This is a genomic window from Nitrospirota bacterium (assembly GCA_016235245.1).
Lineage (GTDB): Bacteria > Nitrospirota > Thermodesulfovibrionia > Thermodesulfovibrionales > UBA6898 > UBA6898.
Genome location: JACRLO010000015.1, coordinates 62,941 through 86,253, shown reverse-complemented (window position 1 = coordinate 86,253; position 23,313 = coordinate 62,941). Strand labels below are relative to the sequence as shown.

Sequence of the window (23,313 nt, the reverse complement as noted above, 5' to 3'; positions counted from 1 at the left end):
GTGAGGATACGGCACTTCAGAAGGCATACCATTCAGCGGGTATGGTGTTCCTTTACCAAAGCACCCACCTTATCTTTTATCTCCTTATCCTGAAAATCCTGTGTACCGACAAAGATATCCCTTACAACGCCCTTCCTGTCTATCATAATTGTTGTCGGCAGGCCCATCGCTGCATATTTTTTTATAAAGACCTCACCTTTGGTATCAAGGAGTACCGGGAAGGTGATACCAGCCTTCTTTGCAGCAGCCCCGGCTTCTTCGGCGCTTCTGTCGACTGTCACGCCAAGCACCGCAAGCCCCTGTCTGCTGAACTGTTCATAGAGACTGTTCAGCGACGGCATTTCGGTAATACATTCCTTGCACCAGCTTGCCCAGAAGTTGATCAGAACTGCTTTTCCCTGATAATCAGAAAGCATATGCCTTCTGCCCTGAAGGTCGGAAAGCTCAAATGCCGGGGCTGCTTCACCGCTACTGACCGAACAGGCCGGCGAGGGGGAAAAGATCACGGCACCGATAAGCAGAACAAGGACAGAGGAGAGCTGCCGCATTATTGACGGGCCCCCTTCCTCTTTTTCTCAACGGCAGAGAGTATTTCATCGGCATCATATCCCCTGATGACGATTCCCTCAACATCGATGACCGGTACCATACTCGAGCCGCCCGTCAGCTTCTTCATTTCCTTTTTTTTTGCTTCGTCCTTTTCAACGTCGTATTCAACCAGATTTACGCCTAATCTCTTAAGGTCCTCACGGGCCTTTCTACAGTACGTTCACCAGGTTGTCATGTAAACGACAACTCTTACATCTCCTGTCTGCCTTTCAACGCGGTCAGCAGTCCCGGCTGCTCTGCCATCACCGGCATACGCAGACGCGCTGAACAACAAAAGAAACATTAACAGAATACCTGTTCGCCTCATGGTCTCCTCCCCTACTCTATCGTTACAGATTTCTTAACAGCAAATAGCAGCTGCAGACGACAATGGCCCACGCAGTAATTATCTGGTCACTGTCTTATAACCCTTTGCAGTCCATTCAGGATAGCCGCCCTGGAAGACCTGCAGATTATGGTATCCTGCTTTCTCGGCTGCGACCGCAGCCTGCGTGGAAAGGCCTCAGCCCGCTCCCCTGCAATAAAACACAAGGGGGACATTTTTGCTCTTTGGTAGCAGCGTGTTGATAGCATTTACTTTCTCGGGCGGGATATTTATCGCTTTCGGTAGGTGTCCCTGTGCAAACTCCTGCTCTGTGCGGGTATCTACGACCACGATCTGCTTCTTTGCATCCATCAGCTTCTTGAGCTCGTCTGCACTGACAATTTTGAAGCCCTCGGCAGAAGCCAGCGTGCAGCTGAACATAAGCAATCCGATCAGCAGGAAAAAGTTCTTTTTCATGGTATATCTCCTTTTGACAGTTTCAATTTTCCTTGACTATTATCGTAACAGATATGCTGCCTATTTTGGCAGTGCCGGACGCCCGCTACTGCAGGAACCGGCCACGAATAACGACATGCGCAACAGACAGGCCGTCAAGCAGCACGAAATCAGCAGGAACACCTTCGGTCAGGACCGAGGCTGCGGAGGAGCGTATCACCTCTTCAAAAGGGATACCGGCTCTGAGAAAGAGCCTGAGTTCCTCGATATAGGCACTGCCATACGGTATGAACTTTGGTCCAGAGTCGCTGCCGGGCAGCAGCCGAACCCTGTGGTTAAATGCCCTGCTGACAGCAGACAGATGGGCATCGACTGTTTTGTCTATGTTCTTTCTTGCAGCGTCGGTCTTTGCGATGGCGTGCAGGCACTGAAATGCATGGACAGTCGGGATGAATGCCACGTTTTTCTCTGCCATTTCGGCAAAGGCTTCATCACTCGTATACAGGCCGTGCACGATGGCCGCTACGCCTGCATCAACCGCCTCCTTCACCGCCTTTTCACCATTGGCATGACAATAGACATCAAGACCTTTTCCCCTTGCATAATCCACGATTCTCATCAGCTCTGCCGCCTCAAAGCCGCCTGCAGAAATCTGGCCTGAGTCGGGTTCGTAAAGGCCGGAATGGATGACCTTGATATAATCAACCGACAAGTCATGGAGTTCATCAATCATCATAAAGGCTTCCTCAACACCATCAACACCCCTGCCGATGGCGGTGCCATATCCTCCCTTCTTAAATATGGCATAGCCTGCAGACCTGATTTCAGGTCTGCCCTTACGCATATCTCTGACCGCTAGCCCATGACATGCTTTATCACCACCTTCAAACGCCCTGCCTATGCCATGTCTGAGGAGCTGCTTTCCTGCGTCTTCTGGCTGGCCCGCTGATTCGCGGGAAAAATGCAGGTGGTAATCACAAAAAAGCGGCGCAATAATACACTGACCGAAATCTTCAATCTCAATGCCGGATCCAGGATTCTGTTCTGCTGAAAAGGACCAGATTATCCCACTACGGATGCTCAGAAGCTGGGCCGATAGATCAATGACATCTGACCTCAATATACCCCTGACTTTGCATATTCTTATCTTTTCTTTCTGTTTCATTCTCACCGGATTTTACCATAGACAGCGTTGTCGGACGCATTGTCTGCTGAGTTTGGCCTTATCAGTCAGAGATCAGGAACGAAACTGCCACACACTATAATTATAAACATCATATATGCTATATCTTACAGTTAATAAACTTATTGACTTCTCAATTACCAGTATGGCAGAGTACAACTGATGAAAAAGTATTCATCAGGAGAATGCATATCTGTTGCAGCAGACAATCCTGTTCCTGCGAATATTCATTCAACATTCCCCTCCTCAGCCGCTGCCAAACAGACAACCATTCATTTCTTATTAACGCATTGTTCGTTGAATGCCCATTGGGCAGGAGGTCTGCATGAAAACTACAGTTCTCGGCATAGTATCAGCGGTTATCATCACCATCTGCATGAATTCCGCTATCTCGCATGCTGTTGACCACGCGCAGTATCTGAAGGGCCCCTTCAAATCTGGCGAGGATGTAACAAAAACCTGCCTGCAGTGCCATGCCAAACAGGCAGAGGATTTCATGAAAACACCTCACTGGAAATGGAAGGGGCTCCCTAAAACGATCAAAGGAATGGAAAACAGCAGGGAAGAATACGGCAAGCTGAACATGATCAACAATTTCTGCATCTCCATACAGGGCGGTGAAAAGTGCGCGAACGAAGAGTTTTGCGCCAAATGCCATCCGAGCTATGGCTGGGTGGATAATACCTTCTCCTTCACGGACAAGACCAAGATAGACTGCCTTATCTGCCATGCAAAGGAGGGAAACTATCGAAAAGGTCTTGCCGGAGAACCTGACCGCAAGCTCATGGAGCAGGGCAAAATGTCACTCACAAAGGCAGCCCAGAGCGTTGCCTCACCAAACCGGGATAACTGCGGCGTCTGCCACTTCTATGGCGGAGGCGGGGATGCGGTCAAACACGGCGACCTGGATTCGACCATGGCAAAACCGACGCGCGACCATGACGTTCATATGGGCGGCATCACAGACATGTCCTGTCAGGGCTGTCACACGGTCAAGGAACATAAGATTGCAGGAGCTTCGACTTTTCTCGCCACCAACGACGGCAGGGTAAGCTGCGAAGACTGCCACAGAGACCCGCACAAGGACTCGGCATCGAAAAAAATCCTCACCCAACATACGCTGACAGTCGCCTGCCAGACATGCCATATACCGGCTTTCGCAAGGGGACAGGCAACCAAGATGCGTTGGGATTGGTCTACCCTCGGCAAAGACATAGAGCCGGAAGAACAGTTCGGCAAAGAGACCTACGCAAAACATAAAGGTAATTTTATCTGGGCAATGAATGTGATCCCGACCTATGCCTGGTATGACGGCAAGATAGAGCGGTATATGAAAGGCGACAAGATCAAAGATCCGGCAAAGATATTATACATATCAAGACCGACCGGAAGCATAACAGACCGCAACGCAAAGATCTACCCCTTTAAAGTTCATACCGGAAAGCAGCCTATGGACAGTCAGTTCAATTATCTTCTCATTCCGCAGACCTATAAGGGCATTTGGGATCATTTTAACTGGGAAAAGGGTCTTATTGACGGAGCCAAGGGCTCGGGACTTCCCTATAGCGGCAAGCATCAATTCGTTGAAACTGCCTTCTACGGGAGCATTAATCATGAGGTAGCCCCAAAGGATCAGGCACTAAAATGCAAAGACTGCCACATGGAAGGCAGACGTCTCGACTGGAAAACCCTCGGCTATGATGGCGATCCAATGAAGGTAGGTATCAGGACCTTCAACGAGTCGTCTTCAATAACCGGGAAGAAAACAGCGGCCCGCAAATAGCGTAATTTTAAAAGGGGTCGGCGGAGAGATTCGCCCTCCCCTTTCCCCATAGAGGGAAAAGGAGGACAGATGAAAGCAAAGCAGTTGTTGACGGTTGCAGTGATGGCGGTATTCTGCATTGGCCTGTTCGCAGGGTTTTCGTTCGCAGAGGAGAAACTAAGCATTAAGGGCAAGATCAAGGACTATGACCTTGAGGCAAAAACGCTTCTCATCAAGACCGAGGACGGCAAAGAGATGAACTTTGTGATTAAGAACGAGAAGGCACTGATAAAGCTCGATGACCGCCTCTTTAAGGATGATGAGGTAAAGATCAGATATACCGTAAAAGACGGCAAAAACGTCATTGACGGTGCAAACGACCTGAAAGGTACAAAGCCCGGCTGTTAGGCAACAGACCAGGCACCCGGGCCGATAATACGGATCGGGCAATATATAATGGAGGTGTAGCATGAGATTATTTTTTGCAGCAATGATCGCTCTGGCCCTTCTGGTCCCTCACCCTGCTTTTGCTCTTGACCAGGCAGACCTCATTAAAAAGATTGAGGATCTGACCAGGGAACTGGACAAGGTAAAACAGCAGATGCAGGAGATCCAGAAAAAGGACGACGTAAAAGAGCAGAGGATTACCAAGGTCGAGAAGAAGACAGATGAGGCAAAGAAGCCTTCCTGGCTCGAGATCGGCGGCGACTATCGCTTCAGACTCGACTCTTTGAAGGGTGATGTACACGATTATATGCAGTATGATCCCACGACCCAGTATGGCCCCCTGCCCTCGCCGATTCCCGGCGTAGCCATGTACACATATTCAAGGCCCGTAAGCAGCTACGAGCCGAAAAACGACACGCTCATGACAAACCGTTTCGGACTGAACCTCAGGGCAAGGGCTACAGAAGATATCACGGTCAAGGCCAGACTGCTCATGTATAAGACCTTTGGCGGAAGCGACTCAAGCGCAGTCTCTGACCAGTTCTTCTCTCCTGAGAAGTCCGGTGTGTTTGACGGCAACGTAAGTCACATCCCCCAGGACAGTGTGCTGCGGGTTGATCAGGCCTTTGCAACCTGGAGCAACATTGCCAACCAGCCGATCTGGTTCTCTGTCGGCAGAAGACCCTCTACCGGCGGAGTTCCCTCCAATCTCAGGCAGAACAGGGAATACAGCGGAAATTCCGGAGTCCCAGCTCTGCTTGTAGACTACGCCTTTGACGGCATGACGCTCGGCGTTGCACCTGACATTGATATCCTTCCAGGCGCCTATGCTAAGCTCTTCTACGGCAGGGGTTTCGACAGTGGCATGAGGCCGATGAACAACGGATTGAAAGATACTGACCTTATTGGCCTGAACGTTGTTCCGTATGACACGGAAAATCTCCGCGTTGAGCTGCAGTGGAACAGGGCCTTTAATATGATGAGCAACCCGCCGATAGCTGCCTGGGGAAATGTGCAGGCAAACGTCGGAGATATAGACCAGTTCGGCAGCCTCGTAATGGGTAAGGTCAATAATATTGGGCCCGGAGACCTAAACCTTTTCGCATCGGCAGCCATGAGCAGGTCCCATCCCAGCGGCAAGACGTATTCTATGCCTTTTGGCTATATGGATATGAACGGAAACGCCATATTCGATGCAGCAGATATGCAGTTTTCCGGTGATTATGGTCTTTTAAACGACGGAACGTCGAAAGAGAACCATACCGGCTCAGCGTTTTATCTCGGCGCACGGTATGATGTCAAAGCCACCGGCACCAAGATCGGACTGGAATACAACCATGGCTCCAAATACTGGATCGCCTTTGCTCCTGCGGCAGATGATATGTGGGCAAGCAAACTCGGCACTAGGGGCGATGTGTATGAGGCCTACCTGATCCAGGAGATCAAGAGCAAGCCGATCTCAAAGCTGGGCAAGGCCTTTGTAAGACTCGGATTTCAGCACTATAATTTCAACTATACCGGCAGCAACGGGTGGCTTGGAGAACCGAGAAAAATCAGCGACTTAAATACCATGAATCCTATGGACACGCAGATGTATCCAACTCTGAGGAAAGCAAACAACATCTATCTTACCTTTGATGTAGAATTCTGAGACATCTGGAGGGGCCGCACAGGCCCCTCCAGCCTTTCCCCTGATCCGCTGAAATCTTTTCACTGTTTCAATCGCATTATCCTTGACATGACAAATTACTTTGTAATATAAATAAGTTAGCACTCAGAGCCGAAGAGTGCTAATAAACATAAAGAAAGAGGTTATGACAGATGACAACCGAGAAGTTCGAATTCAAGACAGAAGTCAACCAGTTGCTGGATCTTATGATCCACTCATTGTATTCCCACAAGGAAATAAGCATCCGGGAACTGCTCTCCAATGCCTCTGACGCCATAGACAAGGCAAGATATGAGTCGCTTACCAATGCTGATATTCTTGAGCAGAAAGGGCAGTGGAAGATCAGGATATCTGCGGACAAGGATGCTGCAACCCTGACGATCAGCGACAACGGCATAGGCATGACCAGGGACGAGGCGATCAAGGCTCTGGGGACCATAGCCCACTCGGGAACAAAAGAATTTCTCGCCACACTGAAGGAAAAGGCGATCAAGGACAGCCCTGACCTGATCGGCCAGTTCGGCGTCGGCTTCTACTCTGCGTATATGATCTGCGACCGCGTCACGCTGCTTTCGCGGAAGGCCGGCTCAAAGGACATGACCGGGATAAAGTGGGAGTCCACAGCCGACGGAACATTCACGGTTGAGGAATTCACAAAAGAGACGCCCGGTACAGACGTCATCCTGCATATTAAGCAGGACGAAAAGGCATACCTGGACGAATGGCAGATCAGGGACGTGGTAAGGAAATACTCCGATTATATCGAATATCCCATCATGCTTGAGGTAGAGAGGGAAGAAGAATCGGCTCTCGACAAGACCCTGAAGGTAAAAGTAAAGAAAGAGGAACAGATCAATACAGGCAAGGCGATCTGGCTCAGGGACAAAGCGGAAATCACCGACAGCGAGCATAGCGAATTTTACAAGCACCTGTCCCATGATTTCTCTGATCCTCTCAAGACCATCCACTATAAGGCTGAAGGCACATCAGAATTCACCTGTCTGCTCTACTTGCCGTCGCATGCGCCGCTCGACATTTTCTACAAAGAGTTCAAGGTAGGACCTGCCCTGTATGTCAGAAAAGTCCAGATCATGGACCACTGTGAAGAGCTTATCCCTTCCTATCTGAGGTTCGTAAAGGGCGTAGTCGATTCGTCAGACCTGCCGCTCAATGTTTCGCGCGAGATCCTCCAAAACAACCGGCAGATTACAGTCATAAAAAACAATATCACGAAGAAAATTCTCGATACCCTCGCTGAAATGAAACAGGCCGATTATGACAAATTCCTAAAATTCTACAATGAGTTCGGCAGAGTAATGAAAGAAGGCCTGCACCTGGACTTCGCAAAGAAAGAGAGCATTGCCGACCTTCTCCTGTTCAGCTCCTCAAAGACAGAGGAGGGCAAATTCAGAACTCTTGATGAATATATTTCTGCCATGAAAGAAGGCCAGACCGATATCTACTTCATAACCGGCCCTTCGCTGCAGGAAATGAAGGCATCGCCGTACCTCGAGGTCTTTGCCGATAAGGACTTTGAAGTGCTCTACATGGCCGATGATATCGATGATTTCATCTTCAGCAGCTTTGAATATAGGGGCAAAAAGTTCAAATCAGTGCTCAAGGGCGACATAAGCCTTGACAAGTCGGCTGATCATGAAGCGGAGAAGAAACAGTTCGGCAAGCTCATGGACTTTATCAGGGAACAGGTAAAGGAGGATGTAAAGGATGTTCGCCTTTCAGGGAGACTTAAAGATTCACCCTGCTGCCTTGTTGGTGACGAAGGCGATCTTGATCCGCGCATGGAAAAAATGCTGAAAGCGATGGGGCAGGAAGTGCCTGAACATAAGAAGGTCCTCGAGATCAATCCGGCCCACCCGCTCTTTGCCTCTATGAACCGCATCTTCGATAAGGACAGCAGCGCACCTGTCCTTGCCCAATACACGTCGCTTCTCCTTGATCAGGCGCTCCTGCTTTCAGGACTGAAGCCGAAGGACCCTGCCCTCTTTGCAAAAAATATCTCGCGCCTCATGGTTGACAGTGCAGAACACTTTTAGGGTAATTACGCTTGATTTCTCCAAAATTCCTGTGCAATAATTTACATCAGGTTTCGGACGTCTCTTAGAATATCGATCCGGAGCCCAAAAATTATCTCAGGAGGAACAAGCAGCATGCAGAAAGGAAAAGTTAAGTGGTTCAACGAGTCCAAGGGTTTCGGGTTCATCACCGGTGAGGATGGAGTGGATGTTTTCGTGCATTTTTCAGAGATCCAGTCCAACGGCTTTAAGACCCTTGCAGAGGGACAGGAAGTCAATTTTGAGGTTGCTGACGGCCCCAAGGGCCCAAAGGCAGTCAACGTAACAGCAGCCTGATATTCGCCTAATATAACTTAAAGCCCCTTCAGATCCTGAAGGGGCTTTGCTTTTTTCACCTTCTTATCTTGCTGCGCTTACTACTTTGTCATTGCCTTCATAAGCCGCTCGTATTTCTCTGCTCCGACACATTCTTTTGCCGCAGGGCACCATGCAATGCAGGAAGGCTTCATGTCGCGTGAAATCTGTTTGCCGCAATTCTTGCACTTCATCTCAGACTCGTCAGACCATATCTCATTTCTGGCATCACACCAGAAGCAGATAATATCCTCCGGTGACGGGCTCCGTATCTCTGCGCTTCCTGGGCATCCTTCCTTGAACATATATCTATTTTACCAGACCACAGGAAAAAGACTATGAGATATATCATATAAAAAAATGACCAGTGATGGTTCGAAGTGATTGCAGCCTCAACGGTCGGGACGGACAAAGCCATCCAGTACGGTTACCAGCAGCTTTCCATCAATGGTCTCCAGAACAGCCTTTTCATGGGTGATGGTCTTCATCTCCCTGTCGCGAAGAACGATGCGTTCCCGTATGTCCGTCTCGACGGTCGCTACCTTGCCGTCATCCCGAATGCTGATTGCCGTATTTTCACGTCTGTACTCATACTGAACGGCCTGAGCATACGTTTTTTCGAGTTCTGCCCGGTAATCGTCGCGGGAAAACTGAACGCTTCCCGGACCCTCCGGAGTCTGCATCGTGAGCGTTATGACAACAAAAGGGGCGAGATGTCTGATTACACCATCAATATCCCTGTTAACCGTAGCACTCTCGACCGCATCCATTACCCCTTTTATGTCGCTTTCAGTAATTTTGACCTGGGATACGGATCTATTGCATCCTGACAGCAGAAAAACCATCCAGAGGACGGCAATGGATACACTCCAGGACCGCAGCACAGTACAGGGGAACACAGCGCTAAAGCTTATCCGGAATAAGCGGCCCGACCGGCGCTTTTTTGCGGGCTTCAATGCCAGAGACAGAGGTCTTCACATTTCCTGAGGAATCGAGTTCAATGACATAGGTCACGGGGATGATATCTGTCTTGCCGCTGTTCTGGATCGAAACATTGCCGGCGCACGTTCTCTTACCGGAGCCTTGATCAAATCCCTGCTCCCGCATATTATCCACGGTAATAACCATCCCCGCCCTGAACATCCTCCATTCCTCATCCGACAATTCAGGACCCGAGATTCCGGCCACTCCGCTCAGGTCCTTTCTGATGTCCTGCCCGACGGCATAAATGACAGCATCAACCGCTTTACTGCCTTCGCACTTGGGAACGGATTGCGAGCAGGAAGATAATAATAGCATCATAAGTGCAATACAAAAAAGGATTACCAGGGTGTGTGACATACTGACGTTTTTTCTCATTTTCCCCCTCCATTCGGGCCATTCAAATGACCGATTGAGTGATTATAAAAAATGCTCAGCTCCAGCGTTTATAAATGTTGTGGTCAATACCCATGGCATCAAGGATCTTGCCTGCCATAAAATCAATTATATCATCGATCGTGCGGGGTGCATGGTAAAAACCCGGGACTGGCGGGGCGATCTTGACCCCAAGCCGGGAAAGCTTCAGCATATTTTCGAGATGGATAGCACTAAACGGCATCTCCCTGGGTGAAAGCAGCAGAGGCCTTTCCTCCTTTATCGTAACGTCCGCAGCACGCTGTATCAGATTTTCAGTATACCCCTGAGCAACCCCGGACAGGGTCTTCATGGAGCAGGGAACAATGAACATGCCGTCATGTCTGAACGAACCGCTTGATATTGGTGCTGACATATTCTGCTCGTTGCAGTAATGGATCTTCTTTGACTTCAAGGATGCACGGATCTTCTTTTCAATGGCCTCATCGGTAGATGCCTGCCAATCCATACCTGCCTCATCCCTGATCATCGAAAAAGATGCGGAGGAAATAATCAGATATATCTCTGACGACCTGACAAGCTCCCGAAGTACCCTTATGCCTATGATGGAGCCAGAGGCGCCGCTAATCGCAAAGACAAACCTCTTCATATCAGAAAGTCCGCAAGCGTAAACAGAAATACGGTCATGCTGATATAGCCGTTCATATTAAAAAATGCCATGTCGAGCCTGCTTAAATCATCTTTATTAACAAGTGAATGTTCGTAGAGAAATAGACCGGCGACGATGATCATGCCTGCCCAGTAGAGAACGCCCAATCCAAAGAGTAAACCATTGAGGACAAGAAGCACGTACGCCGCCGCATGAAATGTCCGGGCCAGAATAAGCGATCTGCCGACGCCGAATTTCTGCGGGATCGAAAAAAGGCCATACTGCCGATCAAATTTCAGGTCCTGAAGCGCATAGAGCACATCAAAGCCCGCCAGCCAGAAAATCACCGCAACGGCAAGCGGGATGACCGTCGGATCAAATGTTCCTCTGACCGCCACCCAGGCGCCAAGGGGGGCGGCCGAGATCGCCAGACCAAGGACAAAGTGCGCTGTCCAGGTAAATCTCTTTGTATAGGAGTAAAGGAAAAGAACGCCGAGGGCAACGGGTGAGAGCATCAGACAGAGAGGGTTCAACATAAAGGCGGCAACGATCATGCATCCGAAAGACAATACGACAAAACCGACAGCCTCAGTAACCTTGATAACTCCTTTCGGGATCTCCCGTGCTGCCGTTCGTGGATTGTCCCTGTCAATCGTGCGGTCGATGATCCTGTTTAGGCCCATGGCACCCGAGCGTGCACCGACCATGGCAACCGTGATCCAGAATATCCGGCCCGCCGGGGGAATTCCTGATGCTGCTATCAGCGCTGCGGTAAAGGCAAACGGGAGGGCAAAGATCGAATGTGAAAACTTGATCATTTTGAGATAAAGGGATACTTTCTGAATAACTGCACTCATGTCTCATTATAAACAATACCGGTGTTTCAGTTATACTAAAGTTTAACCATGCAGACGTTAATCAAGATAAAGGGCGCCAGAGAGCACAACCTCAAGAATCTGGAACTCTCCATCCCGAGGGATGCCATAACAGTCATCACCGGGCCTTCAGGATCCGGCAAATCCTCTCTCGCCATAGATACCATTTATGCAGAAGGCCAGAGGAGATATGTCGAGAGCCTCTCGCCCTATTCCCGGCAGTTCCTTGAACAGATGCAGAAGCCCGATGTCGATTCCATCGAGGGTCTTTCTCCGTCTGTTGCAATTGACCAAAAGACCGTAAGCAGAAGTCCGCGGTCGACGCTCGGCACGATAACCGAGATCTATGACTACCTCCGTGTGCTCTACACAAGACTCGGCACTGCCTTCTGTTACCGGTGCAATGTGGAGATATCAACACAGGAGGCAGAGAATATTATTCATGCCGTGCTATCTCTGGCAGAGGGGACAAGGATACAGCGCCTCTCACCGATTATCAGGGACCGGAAAGGGAATTACCGCAAGGAACTTCAGGAGATGAGAAGCGAGGGGTTTGTAAGGGCCCGCATTGACGGAGAGATGAAGGACCTCACGCAGAACATTATCCTCGCAAAACAGAAGCGCCACACGATCGAGATCGTTATCGACAGACTGATCGTCAAAAGGGGCATCGAGCGTCAATTAAACGATTCCGTTGAGACAGCCTTCAAATACGCAGACTCCCTGGTCGTGAACCTGGTTAATGGTAATAAAGACATTCTCTTTTCGAAGACAGCCGCCTGCCCGAAATGCGGCATCAGCTATCCCGATATTGTACCCCGCTTCTTCTCATTCAACAGCACTGCCGGCGCCTGCCCAACCTGCAGCGGCCTCGGCTTTGAGAATGTCCTGGAGGAGGCTGTCGATCTGGATGAACAAAAGCTCTGCAGGGAATGCCACGGTCTCAGGCTGAAGAAGGAATCACTGAGCGTCAGGTTCCATGGCCTTAATATTGCCGAGTTCTGCAGGATGTCCGTAGATCAGGCCCTTACATTTTTGGGGAAATTGAAGTTCACCGAGAGGGAAAAGACCATTGCTTCAAGGATATTGAAGGAGATCAGTGACCGTCTCTTTTTCCTCTCAAAAGTCGGCATCGGGTATCTCACCCTCGACAGGCCATCAGTGACTCTGTCAGGCGGCGAATCGCAGAGAGTGCGGCTGGCAACACAGATGGGCTCATCCCTGACCGGCGTGCTGTACGTTCTGGACGAGCCGAGTATTGGACTCCATCCGAGGGACTGCGGAAAGCTCCTTGAAAGTCTCAGCGCTGTCAGGAATGCCGGCAATACGGTCATTGTTGTAGAACATGATGAAGAGACGATCCGGTGGGCAGACCATATCGTGGACATGGGCCCCGGTGCAGGAAGCCACGGCGGATGGGTCGTAGCAGCCGGCACACCTGCAGAGATTGAGCGTAACAGCGATTCGCCCACCGGCAGATACCTGAGCGGCGCCAGCAGGATCGAAATACCAAAAGAACGAAGAACGTCAACAGAATTCATCGTTATTCAGGGAGCCTCGGAGCATAATCTGAAACAGATTGATATCCGTATACCGCTCAAGAGCTTCACCTGCGTTACCGGCGTCTCTGGCTCTGGCAAAAGCACACTCGTATTTGATATCCTCCAGCGAGCTGCAGAAAAGGTCTTTTCCAGGGGGCAGTCAGGACTACGTGCAGCAGGAGCGCATCATAAAATCATTGGCCTTGAAAAAATCGACAAAGTCATAAGCGTTGATCAGTCGCCGATAGGCAGGACGCCGCGTTCTAACCCCGCAACGTATACCGGGTTCTTCGGCCTGATGAGAGATATATTTGCATTGGCGCCTGAGGCGAAAAAACGCGGCTATTCTGCTTCCCGCTTCAGCTTCAATGTCGAAGGCGGCAGATGTGAAACGTGCCGGGGCAACGGCCTGATCAAGGTCGAGATGCACTTTCTTCCTGACGTGTACGTGCGGTGTGATAAGTGCAAAGGTGAACGGTACAACGACGAAACACTCGAAATCCGGTACCGCAACAAAAACATTGCAGAACTGCTTGATATGACCGTATCGGACGCCCTGCTTTTCTTTGAAAACATCCCGCTGCTGCGCAGGAAGCTCGAAATGCTCGAAGAGATCGGACTTGGCTATATCCAGTTGGGCCAGTCCGCAACAACGCTTTCAGGCGGAGAATCCCAGAGGATACGGCTCTCAAAAGAACTCGGCAAGCGGGCAACTGGCAATACGCTCTATATCCTCGACGAGCCGACAACGGGTCTGCATTTCGTAGACATACAGCGCCTGCTCGACGTCGTTACCCTGCTGGTCGACAGGGGCAACACTGTTGTGGTGATAGAGCACAACCTGGACGTCATCAAGTCTGCAGACTTCATTATCGATCTCGGGCCTGAAGGAGGCGACCAGGGGGGCGAAATTCTTGCCACAGGAACACCCGAACAAGTAAGCAGGGTCCCTGAGTCCTATACCGGCAGGTTTTTGCGGGAACGCCTTGGCGTCTGTTAGGCCTTTCCGTGACATGCGGCTTTAATCTAAAATGAAACGTATTATGTTCATGAATAGATCTCAAACCAGGCGACTCTTCATCCTTCTCCTGCTGACTGCTGTCGTATCCTGCTTCCCGGGAAAAGAATCTGTCTTTAAAAAAACCCTGCCGCTCATGGACACGATCGTGAGCGTCACGGTTGTCACTGACTCAAGGGAAGCCGCTGAAAAAGCCGTTGAAAAGACCTTTGCAGAGATAGGCCGGTTCGGCGACCTTATCAATTTCTATTCAGATACGAGTGAGCTTTCCCAGATCAACAGAAATGCGGGTATCCGTGCGGTAAGAGTCTCCCCGGAAACCCTTGATATTATCGAAAAAGCGGTCTATACGGCAGAAAGGTCGGGTGGGGCATTCGATCCTACAATCGGGCCGATCGTTGCGCTTTGGGATTTTCTGCATAAAAAGAAACCGACGGAAATGGAGATCAGACGCGCTTTACCTCTCGTGAACTACAAAGATATACTTATTGACAGAGCAGAGGCCACCGTGTACCTCAAACGTAAAGGCATGATGCTCGACCTCGGAGGCATTGCAAAGGGATATGCAGCAGACCTCGCAGTGGATTTGCTGAAAAAGGAGGGTATCCTGTCTGGCCTTGTTTCGATTGCCGGGGACATCAGGACCTTTGGCATGAAGCCGGACAAAAGTCCATGGACCATAGGCTTAAAGAACCCCCGACAGGAGAGCGGAAAGGACGAGATCATCGCAAAGATCAGGTTGAAGGATCAAGCCATATCAACCGCAGGGGATTATGAAAGATTTTTCCTCGGCGACGGAAAGAGATATCACCATCTTCTTGACCCTAAGACCGGGTATCCGGCAGAACTCAGCAGAAGCGTAAGCGTGATCGCCCGTAAAGGCGTCATTTCTGATGGATTCGATAATGCCGTTTTTATCCTAGGCCCTGAAAAGGGGATGAAGCTTGTCAGGGAAATGGGCGTTGATGCCATGATCATCGACAGCAACGGAACGATTCATATGACCGATGCCATAAAGGAATATATCACCCTTGAAAACAGCCATTAGGAACACAACGATAGCGGACCGGATCCTTTTCCTTTTCCTGCTCGTCGCCTCCTTTGCAGGACTTATATACACACGGGAAGCGTTGTCACTCGGATCTGATGTCGTGGTCGAAATAAGCGGCAAGCCTGTTTACACCCTTTCCCTTGATACTGACAGAGAGATTGCCATAGAGGCAACGCATGGCAGGACCGTTATCGAGATAAAGGACAGCAGGGTGCGCATGAAGGAAGCTCACTGCGACAATCAGACCTGTGTAAGGCAGGGATGGGTGTCGCACGGTACAATCGTCTGCCTGCCAAATCATATCGTGGTCATCGTCGGCAGCGGAGCGAAGAAGGATATCGATGCAATTACAGGATAAACACCGCATTGCCATCCTGTCAGCCTATGCACTTGCCCTTCACGGGTTCGAAGCAATGCTGCCGAGCCCCCTGCCATGGCTCAGATTCGGGATCTCAAATATCATCACCCTTACCGCTCTTGTACTGTTTGGGTTCAGGACTGCGATGATGATCACACTCATCAGGGTCGTGCTTGGCTCCATCTTCGCCGGCACCTTTTTGGGGCCTGCCTTTATCTTGAGCCTTGGCGGCGGTCTTGCCGGAACAATTGCAATGGGGGCCGTCTATGGCATCAGCAGAAATATCTTCGGCCCCGTCGGCCTCAGCCTTATTGGGGCGCTCTTTCATAATGCTGCGCAGCTCTTTTTTGCCTATCTGCTCTTCATCCGGAGAATCGAGGCCGTACTGTTTATCAGCCCTGTCATCTTACTCATAGGGACACTGACCGGTTTTGCCAACGGTCTTGTAGCGGATATCCTGATAAAGAACCTGTTGAAAAAAGAACAGGACTCGATACAAAATGTAGCCCGGGCCTGAAATGCAGATCATCTGTCGCATATGCAAAAAAACAACGACCTGGGAGGAGAACCCATACAGGCCATTTTGCTCTGCACGCTGTAAGGCGATTGATCTGGGCGCCTGGGCAGCGGAAGAGTATCGCGTAGAAGGCAAGAAAGACGAAGACGAAGACGAAAGCGAAATTGATGACAGACAGGAGGAAGCATGATAAAGATCGGTGTAGCAGGAGCAGCTGGAAAGATGGGCAGCAGGATCTCGGCACTTTGCAGGGAATATGACGGGCTGCAGCTGGCAGGAGCATGTGAGAGGTCGGGACATATTGACATCGGCAAGGATATCGGCTTACTGATCGGCATCGGCGGGACAGGCGTCATACTTCAGGACAACATGGAAAAGGTCATGGACGCTGCGGACATTATTATTGATTTCACCTCAATTGAATCGACCAAGGCAAACCTGAAGATCGCAGCCGAAAAAGGAAAGGCAATGGTTATCGGCACAACCGGCCTTTCCAAAGACGACATAAAACAGATTGAACCTCTGCTCATAAAGATCCCCTGCGTAATGGCTTCAAATATGAGCCTTGGGGTTAACCTTCTGTTTAAGGTCCTGCAGGATGTGGCAAGTGCGCTTGGAGACGATTATGACGTCGAAATTGTTGAAGCACACCACAGACTGAAGAAAGACGCTCCGAGCGGCACTGCCCTGAAGATGGCCCAGGTTATCGCAGATGCTCTTAACAGGAACCTTGAAGAGGTCGGCATCTATGCAAGACATGGGATCATTGGCCAGAGGACAAAGAAAGAAATAGGAATTCAGACCGTCAGGGCCGGCGATATTATCGGAGAACATACGGTTATGTTTGGCGGCCTGGGAGAAAGAATCGAGATTACACACAAGGCTTCGAGCAGGGATACCTTTGCACGAGGTGCGCTCAAGGCTGCCCTTTGGCTGGCCGGAAAACCTGCAGGGCTTTATGATATGCAGGACGTCTTAAACATAAAGTAGATTCTCTGGAATATTATGTAACTATCAGCAATAAAAGAAAACTCTGCCATAAGAATCAGAGTTTTCTTTTATTGCCACGCATACCGTAATTACGATTAAACCTTTACATAAAGACTATACCTGCTCGAACGAATCCTTTGTTGCGCCACAGACAGGACATACCCATCCGTCAGGAATATCCTCGAACTTCGTTCCTGGAGCAATACCGCCATCACTGTCACCAAACTCCGGATCATAGACATAACCGCAAATAGTGCATCTCCATTTTCCCATTATTATTCACCTCTTTCAGTAATAAAATAATCGCCATAAAAATACTAACCTGTTTTGAGCTATTTTACAATATTTAGTTGGTTACGTCAGCGGCGTATCAGTTTTAATGAATTTTTTTTCACTATTTGCTATAATTACCGAACTTAGTTATGGCAGATAAGGAAAAGATATCCCTAATCGAGGCAATGCTCTTTATCTCAGGAGAGCCGGTAACGCTTTCGTCCCTGAAAGGCGTTATGGAAATGCCTGAGCCCGATATCAAGCTCGCTCTGGACGAACTGATTGCCGAGTATAAAGAGCGTGACCGCGGGATAATCATTCTTGAGATCGCAGAGGGATATCAGATGGTGACCAATCCGCTCTACGCAAAGCTTCTGCGCAAGTTCACCAATACAGCGGCTTCGAACAAACTTTCGATGCCGGCGCTTGAGACCCTTGCCATCGTGGCATACAAACAACCTCTCATCAGAGCTGAAGTTGAACAGATCCGGGGGGTAAACTCGGACGGTGTTATTAAGAGCCTGCTTGATAAAAGGCTCATCAAGATCGTTGGCCAAAAGGAAGCGCCGGGCAAGCCTATGCTGTACGGCACGACCAAGGAATTCCTTCAGTATTTCGGACTGAAGGACCTAACCGAGCTCCCCACACTGAGGGAGCTTACGCGGGAGGAGGCTGCATAATGAAAAAGATATCGATACTGTTGGCAATATTCACCCTGTTTCTCTTTGTTACGGGGGCCTCGGCAAAAACGGTATATACGATCAGGAAAGGCGATAACCTTCAGGACATTGCCAAAAAGTATCATGTAACAGTCAGGGACATCGAAAGCGTGAACAAGGTAAATCCGAAAAACCTGAAGCCCGGCACAAAAATTATCGTCCCGGTGGACAATTCGTCTGCCAAAACAGCAAAGAAAGAATCAAGAAAGGACAAGGCTACTACTACAACTTCAAAGACAACAACATCATCAAAGGTCGCAAAGGCCGAGACAGCTGCACCGACGAGGCCATCAAAACATGTAAAAACAGAAAGGGAAACCATTCAGCCTGTAAAAACAGCCGCTGACAGCAGTAAGTATCATGTCGTAAGAAAAGGCGACACCATCAGGTCAATCGCCAGGAAGTACCATGTATCCGAATCAGACGTCAAGGGCCTGAATGCCCTGCATTCGGCAAAACTCAAGGCCGGACAGAAGCTTCTCGTCAAATTGTCCGGCCCCAAGACCTACACGGTCAGAAAAGGCGACAACCTCTGGCAGATAGCAAAGAAGTTCGATATGGATTCTGATGACCTCATGGAAATTAACGAAATGTCGGCGCCTGCGCTCAAGGTTGGACAGAAGCTTTTTCTTGAGGAAAGGCCCGAGGTTGTCAATGTAGACCAGAAGTATGTTGTCATGGCAAAGAATATCGAAGATGAGTTGAAGAAGGTCCCGGAATCTCCGGAGTTTGCTGAAAAGACCTCTCCGGATAAACTGGTCACCTTCGCAAAAAAACTATTGAACATCCCCTATAAGTTCGGCGGAAACACGATCCTCGGCATCGACTGCTCCAGCTATGTAAAGAAGGTCTACGGCCTTATGGGTGTCAATCTTCCCAGAACTGCCCGCGAGCAGTTCAAGGAAGGCGCAGAGATAGAGAAGGAAGAGCTTTCGGTAGGCGATCTCGTTTTCTTCAGGACCTATGCATCATTCCCGTCACATGTCGGCATCTATCTTGGTAACAACCTCTTTATCCATGCCTCCTCCAGGGGCAAGAAAGTCACTATTGACAACCTTGAGACGCCCTATTACGTGAAGCGTTTTATCGGTGCCAAGAGGCTTATCTCGGCATCTGAAGAACAGGAAAAAGCGGCGACTGATCCGGCCAGCTAATCAATTTTTTTTCGGGCACCATATGAAGAAACCTGCGATTCTGTTCGCGGGTTTCTTCGTTTTTTCTGTCGCATATAGAGTAATATAACTCCGAGCCATGCAGAATGCTTTTATCATTGGATTAGGCGGTTTTTTTGGTGCTGTTGCACGCTATGCAATAGGCCTCTGGATCGGCCAGAAATGGGGCCGGACGTTTCCTCTCGGGACCTTCGTCATTAATATAAGCGGCAGTCTTCTTATCGGTTTTCTTATGACACTCTTCACGGAAAGACTCATGCTCAGCCCGCAGTGGAGGATGTTCTTTGTTATAGGGTTCCTTGGCGCCTACACCACCTTCTCTACCTTTGAATATGAAACAGGAGCACTCCTCAGGGACGGCGAGTGGCTCATCGCATCGCTGAATGTCGCTCTCAGCGTGATAATCGGCTTTGCCGCCCTCAAGCTTGGCGAAGGCGCAGCACGGCTGCTATAGGAGATAACCGATGAGAACAAAACCTGCCAGAAAGATCACGATTTATCTGGATGAGACAGACAGGGTGCACGGGAAACCGGTATACGAAGCCGTAATGGAACTATGCTATTTCAACAAAGTTGCCGGCGTTAGCGTTTTTCGCGGTGTTGCAGGGTACGGCGGACAGAGGGTTTTTCATACGGCAAAGATCCTTGAGCTATCAACCAGCCTTCCGGTCAAGATCGAGATCGTGGACTCGGAGGAAGCGGTAAGCAGGGTGCTGCCAGAAATCGCGGCGCTCATTACCAAAGGTCTGCTGGAGATCGGCGATACGACGATTATTGAAACAGGCGACTAAAAGAGGTTGCGGCAGAGAGCATTCCTAGGTCATCAGCCCAGGAGACAGATTGAGGGTATCGATCTTTTCGCTTCGTGAAAGCCTTTTAAGTTCATACTCGAGTTTTCGTGCCTCGCCTGCATTTCTGCAGGGTATCGTTTTAACCAACTCAAAAGGTCTCCACGATCTTACATATTTACTGCCCCTGCCCTGTTCATGAGCCTTAAGCCTTCTCTCAATATTATTGGTCATGCCTGTATACAGGGAATTGTTCCGGCACCTCAGAATATAGACGCACCATTGATCATTTTGCGCAAGATGAGCAGACACCGGCTCTGCTTTTTCGAACTCATCCATCCAGGTTCTTAATGCCTGCCCTGCCTTCTTGTCTACGAAGGAGAAGATACGACCGACAGCGTCGCAGGTATGTGCCCTGACATGTCCTTTCACCCAGACAACTTCGAAACCCAGGGCGTCGTGAAATTCGTAATATTCACGGTACAAGGAAGCGTTGTGGAGCGGACGCTTTGTTCTTCCGGAGAGGAAATTCCCGGATACCAGTCCCTGTTTTCTCTCCAGAAGACGTGAAACGCACTGGGAATCGGTATATACGCGGAGCTTTCCCGGTGATGCTGCCAGCTCCTGAACTGCCCACAAAACAGTCTGCAGTTCCAGTTTTGTCGACTAAGTGTCTTCAAACCTTCGCAGCGTTATCCGGTCCGCTATCTCCGCTTTGTCCAGGGGACAGGAAGTGGCCTTCAGAAAAGAAGCCGGAACAGCCAGATAGGCTCCCACGCCGATCCTGCGCCGGGGATCTACGCTCCCATCCGTAAAAAGCGCGATCTCCTTCATGAACCCTGGAGACCTGAACTGCTCTCGACCGGCACCGCAATCCTGTTTTCGATCAGACACTGGAGCATCTCAAGTTCATCTACATCAAACCAGGTAAGGCCGCAGACATTGCAGCGGTCTATCTCGATCAGATACGCACCGCTGTAAAAAGTCCTGAACATGACATTCCCGCATTTTAAACAGCGGTGGCCTGTCATTGATCTTTTGCCTGATTTCTTGAGGCGCCGGATGGCAGCGTCCCTTTGGTTATCGGCAAGCACGGCACGAGCCAGTACACGAACCCGTTCTGTACATGGACGCTCCCTCCGGGCTATGATCCGCACAATGCTGGCATTCTCAACCAGAATGCCGCGGCATGCATTGCACTGAAACACCACCGTGTCCTCATAGACTGTCTCATAAAGCACCTGTCTGCATTCAGGACAGATGAAAGAAGACGCAGGGCCTATCTGCCCGACATTGTTTCCTGGTATGACCTTCTCATCCTGCCTTTTTTCAAACTGGGTCAAGTTTGTGTGAGCCATCTTCAGGAGAAGATCGATGCGCTTCATGATTGGAGGATGAGTAGACATACGGTCAGCCCACCAGCTCTCTGTCTCATCCAGGGCAGTGTCAACAGGATTCACGATGCAGAGCATCTCCAGGCCGGTGCTTATCATACCTCCTCCGGTCCAGTTTCGTGAAAGGAAATGGAGCGCTTCAGCCATGGCAAGGGGATTTCTGGTCATGCGTACAGCGGCAGCGTCGGCCCGGTACTCACGTTCACGCGAGATGAACAGGCACAACAGGTCACTCAATTTCAAAAGAAGCCATAGCGGAAAGAAAGAGGGCTCAAGGCCTCCTCTTCTGTTGTCATCGGAAAGTGACTCCATGTTTTCAAGAATCGACACATACATGCCAAAGAGACTGGTAGCCAGTGTCGCCGCTTTGCAGTCGCCTGAAAGTATATGGTAAGCCTCGTGAGCGATCACCGCCTCAGTCTGATCGCGCGAAAGGCGTGAAAGCAGGCCCTCGGTTATGGCTATCACCGCCTCTCCCCTGAGGTCATCCGCAGCAAGAGCGTTGAGGGAAAGACTCGGAATTACAAGGCAGCGCATCTTTTTCCTGTTGCCTGATGCGATCCGTATCTCATCCATGATGTTCAGCAGTCTTCTATGTCTGCCGTCTCTGGGGTCAGGTGGCAAAGCAGCAAGGTTTCTCATGATAGTCGCGATAACATTCGTCGAGGAAAACCAGAAATGACATGCAGCAATAGAAAGAGAAAAGAAAAAAAGTGTGCTGACCGACAAAAGCGAAAGACCGAAAATGTGCCCTTGCCTGAGCAGCAAAGGAAAGAAGAAGACGGATATGCCAAGAAAGAGAGAAAGGGTCACAAAAAAATAGAGAACGATCAGGAAAATAAAAAGAAAGGCTATTTTCGAACTTTTCTCTCGTTCGATATCAATAAAAGTGATCGGCATGGGCTAAGGTAATCCCGCCATTTGGATTTTATTTCTCTGCAGAGACTCTCGGCAGCTCTCTGTCACGCGGCTCTGCAGAGAAATATTCGAAGGGAAGGAATGCAAAGGCAGAAGCGATCAGGGCATCCGGGAAGACCTCAAGCCGCGTCAGGTAGTTAGCCACGAGGTCATTATAAAGCTGGCGGGCAAAGGCTATACGATTTTCGGTTGATACAAGCTCTTCCTGAAGCTGCATGACATTCTGATTGGCCTTCAAGTCAGGATAGGCTTCCATAACGGCAAAAAGGCCCTTTAATTCAAGAGAGAGACCGTTTTCGGCAGCAGCCCTGTCTTTCACCTTCGCCGTTGATAAGGCCTTTACCCGTGCAGCCACGACATTTTCGATCACCTGTTTTTCATGCGTCAGATACCCTCTGACAGCAGCGACAAGATTCGGGATAAGATCATATCTGCGTTTTAGCTGCACATCTATCTGACCCCAGGCATTTTTTACGTCATTTTTTGCGGTGACAAGCCTGTTGAAAATGCAGATACCCCAGAGTACTACTAGCAGAAAAAACCCGGCGAAAAGCCAGACAATGATCATATATGCCGCCTATGCGCTTGTTTCTTCCGCCTTATCTACCTCAGTTTCTTCCGTCTCTTCCTCTTCATGTCCCTCCTCTTGCCCTTCACCGGCTTCACCGGAAAGAACAGCATCAGGATCGATCCCTTCAGGATTCTCATTCTCTCCTGATGGCTTAAGAAGGCCGCTCCGCCTCAATCTCTTCTCTTCCTGCTTCTTTTGCCTTTTCACTTCTTTTTTTCTCTTCTCACTTCTATATGCGCCTGCGCGTTTTGCCATATCAACCTCCCCCAAAAAAATATCAATAATTATACCATGATGCAGCGACTA

The 23,313-nt window shown here is 49.7% G+C and carries 31 protein-coding genes; 15 read left to right on the top strand and 16 right to left on the bottom strand.

Annotation, left to right across the window (positions count from 1 at the left end):
- Positions 1-32: 32 nt before the first annotated feature.
- The 5 genes from HZB31_08050 to HZB31_08030 all read right to left on the bottom strand — a co-directional run bounded on the left by HZB31_08050 (position 33) and on the right by HZB31_08030 (position 2,534).
- Positions 33-548: a redoxin domain-containing protein gene (locus HZB31_08050; GenBank protein MBI5847885.1), complete on the bottom strand. Its 516-nt coding sequence runs from the start codon at positions 546-548 to the stop codon at positions 33-35.
- Positions 548-721, bottom strand: a complete 174-nt coding sequence (locus HZB31_08045) for a hypothetical protein (protein ID MBI5847884.1) — start codon at positions 719-721, stop codon at positions 548-550. The genes HZB31_08050 and HZB31_08045 overlap by 1 nt, the downstream gene beginning before the upstream one ends.
- A gap of 48 nt (positions 722-769) precedes the next feature.
- Entirely contained in the window at positions 770-916 is a 147-nt protein-coding gene (locus tag HZB31_08040; protein ID MBI5847883.1) for a hypothetical protein, read from the bottom strand.
- A 195-nt stretch (positions 917-1,111) separates the two neighbouring features.
- The gene (locus HZB31_08035; protein ID MBI5847882.1) at positions 1,112-1,390 is read right to left on the bottom strand and encodes a rhodanese-like domain-containing protein; all 279 of its coding nucleotides are present in this window, start codon (positions 1,388-1,390) and stop codon (positions 1,112-1,114) included.
- Positions 1,391-1,475: 85 nt separating this feature from the next.
- Positions 1,476-2,534, bottom strand: a complete 1,059-nt coding sequence (locus HZB31_08030; protein MBI5847881.1) for an amidohydrolase family protein — start codon at positions 2,532-2,534, stop codon at positions 1,476-1,478.
- A gap of 343 nt (positions 2,535-2,877) precedes the next feature.
- Between HZB31_08030 and HZB31_08025 the strand changes: the two genes are divergently transcribed.
- The 5 genes from HZB31_08025 (at position 2,878) to HZB31_08005 (ending at position 8,799) form a co-directional block, all read left to right on the top strand.
- A complete protein-coding gene (locus HZB31_08025) occupies positions 2,878-4,335 on the top strand; it encodes a tetrathionate reductase family octaheme c-type cytochrome (GenBank protein ID MBI5847880.1) in 1,458 nt (485 codons plus the stop codon).
- Between the two features lie 69 nt (positions 4,336-4,404).
- Positions 4,405-4,722: a hypothetical protein gene (locus HZB31_08020; protein MBI5847879.1), complete on the top strand. Its 318-nt coding sequence runs from the start codon at positions 4,405-4,407 to the stop codon at positions 4,720-4,722.
- Positions 4,723-4,783: 61 nt separating this feature from the next.
- Positions 4,784-6,412, top strand: a complete 1,629-nt coding sequence (locus tag HZB31_08015; GenBank protein ID MBI5847878.1) for a DUF3373 family protein — start codon at positions 4,784-4,786, stop codon at positions 6,410-6,412.
- 170 nt (positions 6,413-6,582) lie between these two features.
- Positions 6,583-8,484 carry a molecular chaperone HtpG gene (gene htpG, locus HZB31_08010; GenBank protein ID MBI5847877.1) on the top strand — a complete coding sequence of 634 codons (1,902 nt, stop codon included), beginning with the start codon at positions 6,583-6,585 and terminating at the stop codon, positions 8,482-8,484.
- Positions 8,485-8,598: 114 nt separating this feature from the next.
- Positions 8,599-8,799, top strand: a complete 201-nt coding sequence (locus tag HZB31_08005; GenBank protein ID MBI5847876.1) for a cold-shock protein — start codon at positions 8,599-8,601, stop codon at positions 8,797-8,799.
- 80 nt (positions 8,800-8,879) lie between these two features.
- Here the strand turns inward: HZB31_08005 and HZB31_08000 are convergent, their stop codons facing one another.
- From HZB31_08000 to HZB31_07980, 5 genes are all read right to left on the bottom strand, one after another.
- Positions 8,880-9,122: a hypothetical protein gene (locus tag HZB31_08000; GenBank protein ID MBI5847875.1), complete on the bottom strand. Its 243-nt coding sequence runs from the start codon at positions 9,120-9,122 to the stop codon at positions 8,880-8,882.
- A gap of 87 nt (positions 9,123-9,209) precedes the next feature.
- Positions 9,210-9,587, bottom strand: coding sequence for a hypothetical protein (locus tag HZB31_07995; GenBank protein MBI5847874.1), 378 nt, complete (start codon positions 9,585-9,587; stop codon positions 9,210-9,212).
- A gap of 133 nt (positions 9,588-9,720) precedes the next feature.
- Entirely contained in the window at positions 9,721-10,176 is a 456-nt protein-coding gene (locus HZB31_07990; GenBank protein MBI5847873.1) for a hypothetical protein, read from the bottom strand.
- 55 nt (positions 10,177-10,231) lie between these two features.
- Positions 10,232-10,822, bottom strand: a complete 591-nt coding sequence (locus HZB31_07985) for a UbiX family flavin prenyltransferase (protein ID MBI5847872.1) — start codon at positions 10,820-10,822, stop codon at positions 10,232-10,234.
- On the bottom strand, positions 10,819-11,679 hold the full coding sequence (locus HZB31_07980; GenBank protein MBI5847871.1) for a UbiA family prenyltransferase: 861 nt from the start codon (positions 11,677-11,679) through the stop codon (positions 10,819-10,821). The genes HZB31_07985 and HZB31_07980 overlap by 4 nt, the downstream gene beginning before the upstream one ends.
- A 48-nt stretch (positions 11,680-11,727) precedes the next feature.
- Between HZB31_07980 and uvrA the strand changes: the two genes are divergently transcribed.
- From uvrA to dapB, 6 genes are read left to right on the top strand one after another with little or no spacing between them, the layout of a single operon-like run.
- Complete coding sequence (gene uvrA / locus HZB31_07975; GenBank protein ID MBI5847870.1) at positions 11,728-14,238, top strand: excinuclease ABC subunit UvrA; 2,511 nt, start codon at positions 11,728-11,730, stop codon at positions 14,236-14,238.
- A gap of 31 nt (positions 14,239-14,269) precedes the next feature.
- Complete coding sequence (locus tag HZB31_07970; protein MBI5847869.1) at positions 14,270-15,304, top strand: FAD:protein FMN transferase; 1,035 nt, start codon at positions 14,270-14,272, stop codon at positions 15,302-15,304.
- Positions 15,288-15,665, top strand: a complete 378-nt coding sequence (locus HZB31_07965) for a NusG domain II-containing protein (GenBank protein ID MBI5847868.1) — start codon at positions 15,288-15,290, stop codon at positions 15,663-15,665. The genes HZB31_07970 and HZB31_07965 overlap by 17 nt, the downstream gene beginning before the upstream one ends.
- Positions 15,649-16,182, top strand: coding sequence for a Gx transporter family protein (locus HZB31_07960; protein ID MBI5847867.1), 534 nt, complete (start codon positions 15,649-15,651; stop codon positions 16,180-16,182). Before HZB31_07965 ends, HZB31_07960 begins: the two co-directional genes overlap by 17 nt.
- A gap of 1 nt (position 16,183) precedes the next feature.
- The gene (locus HZB31_07955; protein MBI5847866.1) at positions 16,184-16,372 is read left to right on the top strand and encodes a DNA gyrase inhibitor YacG; all 189 of its coding nucleotides are present in this window, start codon (positions 16,184-16,186) and stop codon (positions 16,370-16,372) included.
- Entirely contained in the window at positions 16,369-17,172 is an 804-nt protein-coding gene (dapB, locus tag HZB31_07950; GenBank protein ID MBI5847865.1) for a 4-hydroxy-tetrahydrodipicolinate reductase, read from the top strand. Before HZB31_07955 ends, dapB begins: the two co-directional genes overlap by 4 nt.
- A 114-nt stretch (positions 17,173-17,286) precedes the next feature.
- On the opposite strand, the gene HZB31_07945 is transcribed toward dapB, so the two are convergent.
- On the bottom strand, positions 17,287-17,445 hold the full coding sequence (locus tag HZB31_07945) for a rubredoxin (protein MBI5847864.1): 159 nt from the start codon (positions 17,443-17,445) through the stop codon (positions 17,287-17,289).
- A gap of 149 nt (positions 17,446-17,594) precedes the next feature.
- On the opposite strand from HZB31_07945, the gene scpB reads away from it, so the two are divergent.
- The 4 genes from scpB to HZB31_07925 all read left to right on the top strand — a co-directional run bounded on the left by scpB (position 17,595) and on the right by HZB31_07925 (position 20,127).
- Positions 17,595-18,125 (top strand): SMC-Scp complex subunit ScpB, encoded by a 531-nt coding sequence (gene scpB / locus HZB31_07940; GenBank protein MBI5847863.1) that lies wholly within the window; start codon positions 17,595-17,597, stop codon positions 18,123-18,125.
- The gene (locus HZB31_07935) at positions 18,125-19,318 is read left to right on the top strand and encodes a LysM peptidoglycan-binding domain-containing protein (protein ID MBI5847862.1); all 1,194 of its coding nucleotides are present in this window, start codon (positions 18,125-18,127) and stop codon (positions 19,316-19,318) included. Before scpB ends, HZB31_07935 begins: the two co-directional genes overlap by 1 nt.
- Positions 19,319-19,415: 97 nt before the next feature.
- The gene (gene crcB / locus HZB31_07930; GenBank protein ID MBI5847861.1) at positions 19,416-19,790 is read left to right on the top strand and encodes a fluoride efflux transporter CrcB; all 375 of its coding nucleotides are present in this window, start codon (positions 19,416-19,418) and stop codon (positions 19,788-19,790) included.
- 10 nt (positions 19,791-19,800) lie between these two features.
- Entirely contained in the window at positions 19,801-20,127 is a 327-nt protein-coding gene (locus tag HZB31_07925) for a DUF190 domain-containing protein (protein MBI5847860.1), read from the top strand.
- Positions 20,128-20,151: 24 nt separating this feature from the next.
- On the opposite strand, the gene HZB31_07920 is transcribed toward HZB31_07925, so the two are convergent.
- The 5 genes from HZB31_07920 to HZB31_07900 are packed head-to-tail and all read right to left on the bottom strand — an operon-like array spanning position 20,152 to position 23,262.
- On the bottom strand, positions 20,152-20,763 hold the full coding sequence (locus HZB31_07920) for a GIY-YIG nuclease family protein (GenBank protein MBI5847859.1): 612 nt from the start codon (positions 20,761-20,763) through the stop codon (positions 20,152-20,154).
- Between the two features lie 27 nt (positions 20,764-20,790).
- Entirely contained in the window at positions 20,791-20,958 is a 168-nt protein-coding gene (locus HZB31_07915) for a hypothetical protein (protein ID MBI5847858.1), read from the bottom strand.
- Complete coding sequence (locus HZB31_07910) at positions 20,955-22,418, bottom strand: M48 family metalloprotease (GenBank protein MBI5847857.1); 1,464 nt, start codon at positions 22,416-22,418, stop codon at positions 20,955-20,957. The genes HZB31_07915 and HZB31_07910 overlap by 4 nt, the downstream gene beginning before the upstream one ends.
- A 28-nt stretch (positions 22,419-22,446) precedes the next feature.
- Positions 22,447-23,004, bottom strand: coding sequence for a LemA family protein (locus tag HZB31_07905; GenBank protein MBI5847856.1), 558 nt, complete (start codon positions 23,002-23,004; stop codon positions 22,447-22,449).
- Positions 23,005-23,013: 9 nt separating this feature from the next.
- Positions 23,014-23,262, bottom strand: a complete 249-nt coding sequence (locus HZB31_07900; GenBank protein ID MBI5847855.1) for a hypothetical protein — start codon at positions 23,260-23,262, stop codon at positions 23,014-23,016.
- Positions 23,263-23,313: the final 51 nt, after the last annotated feature.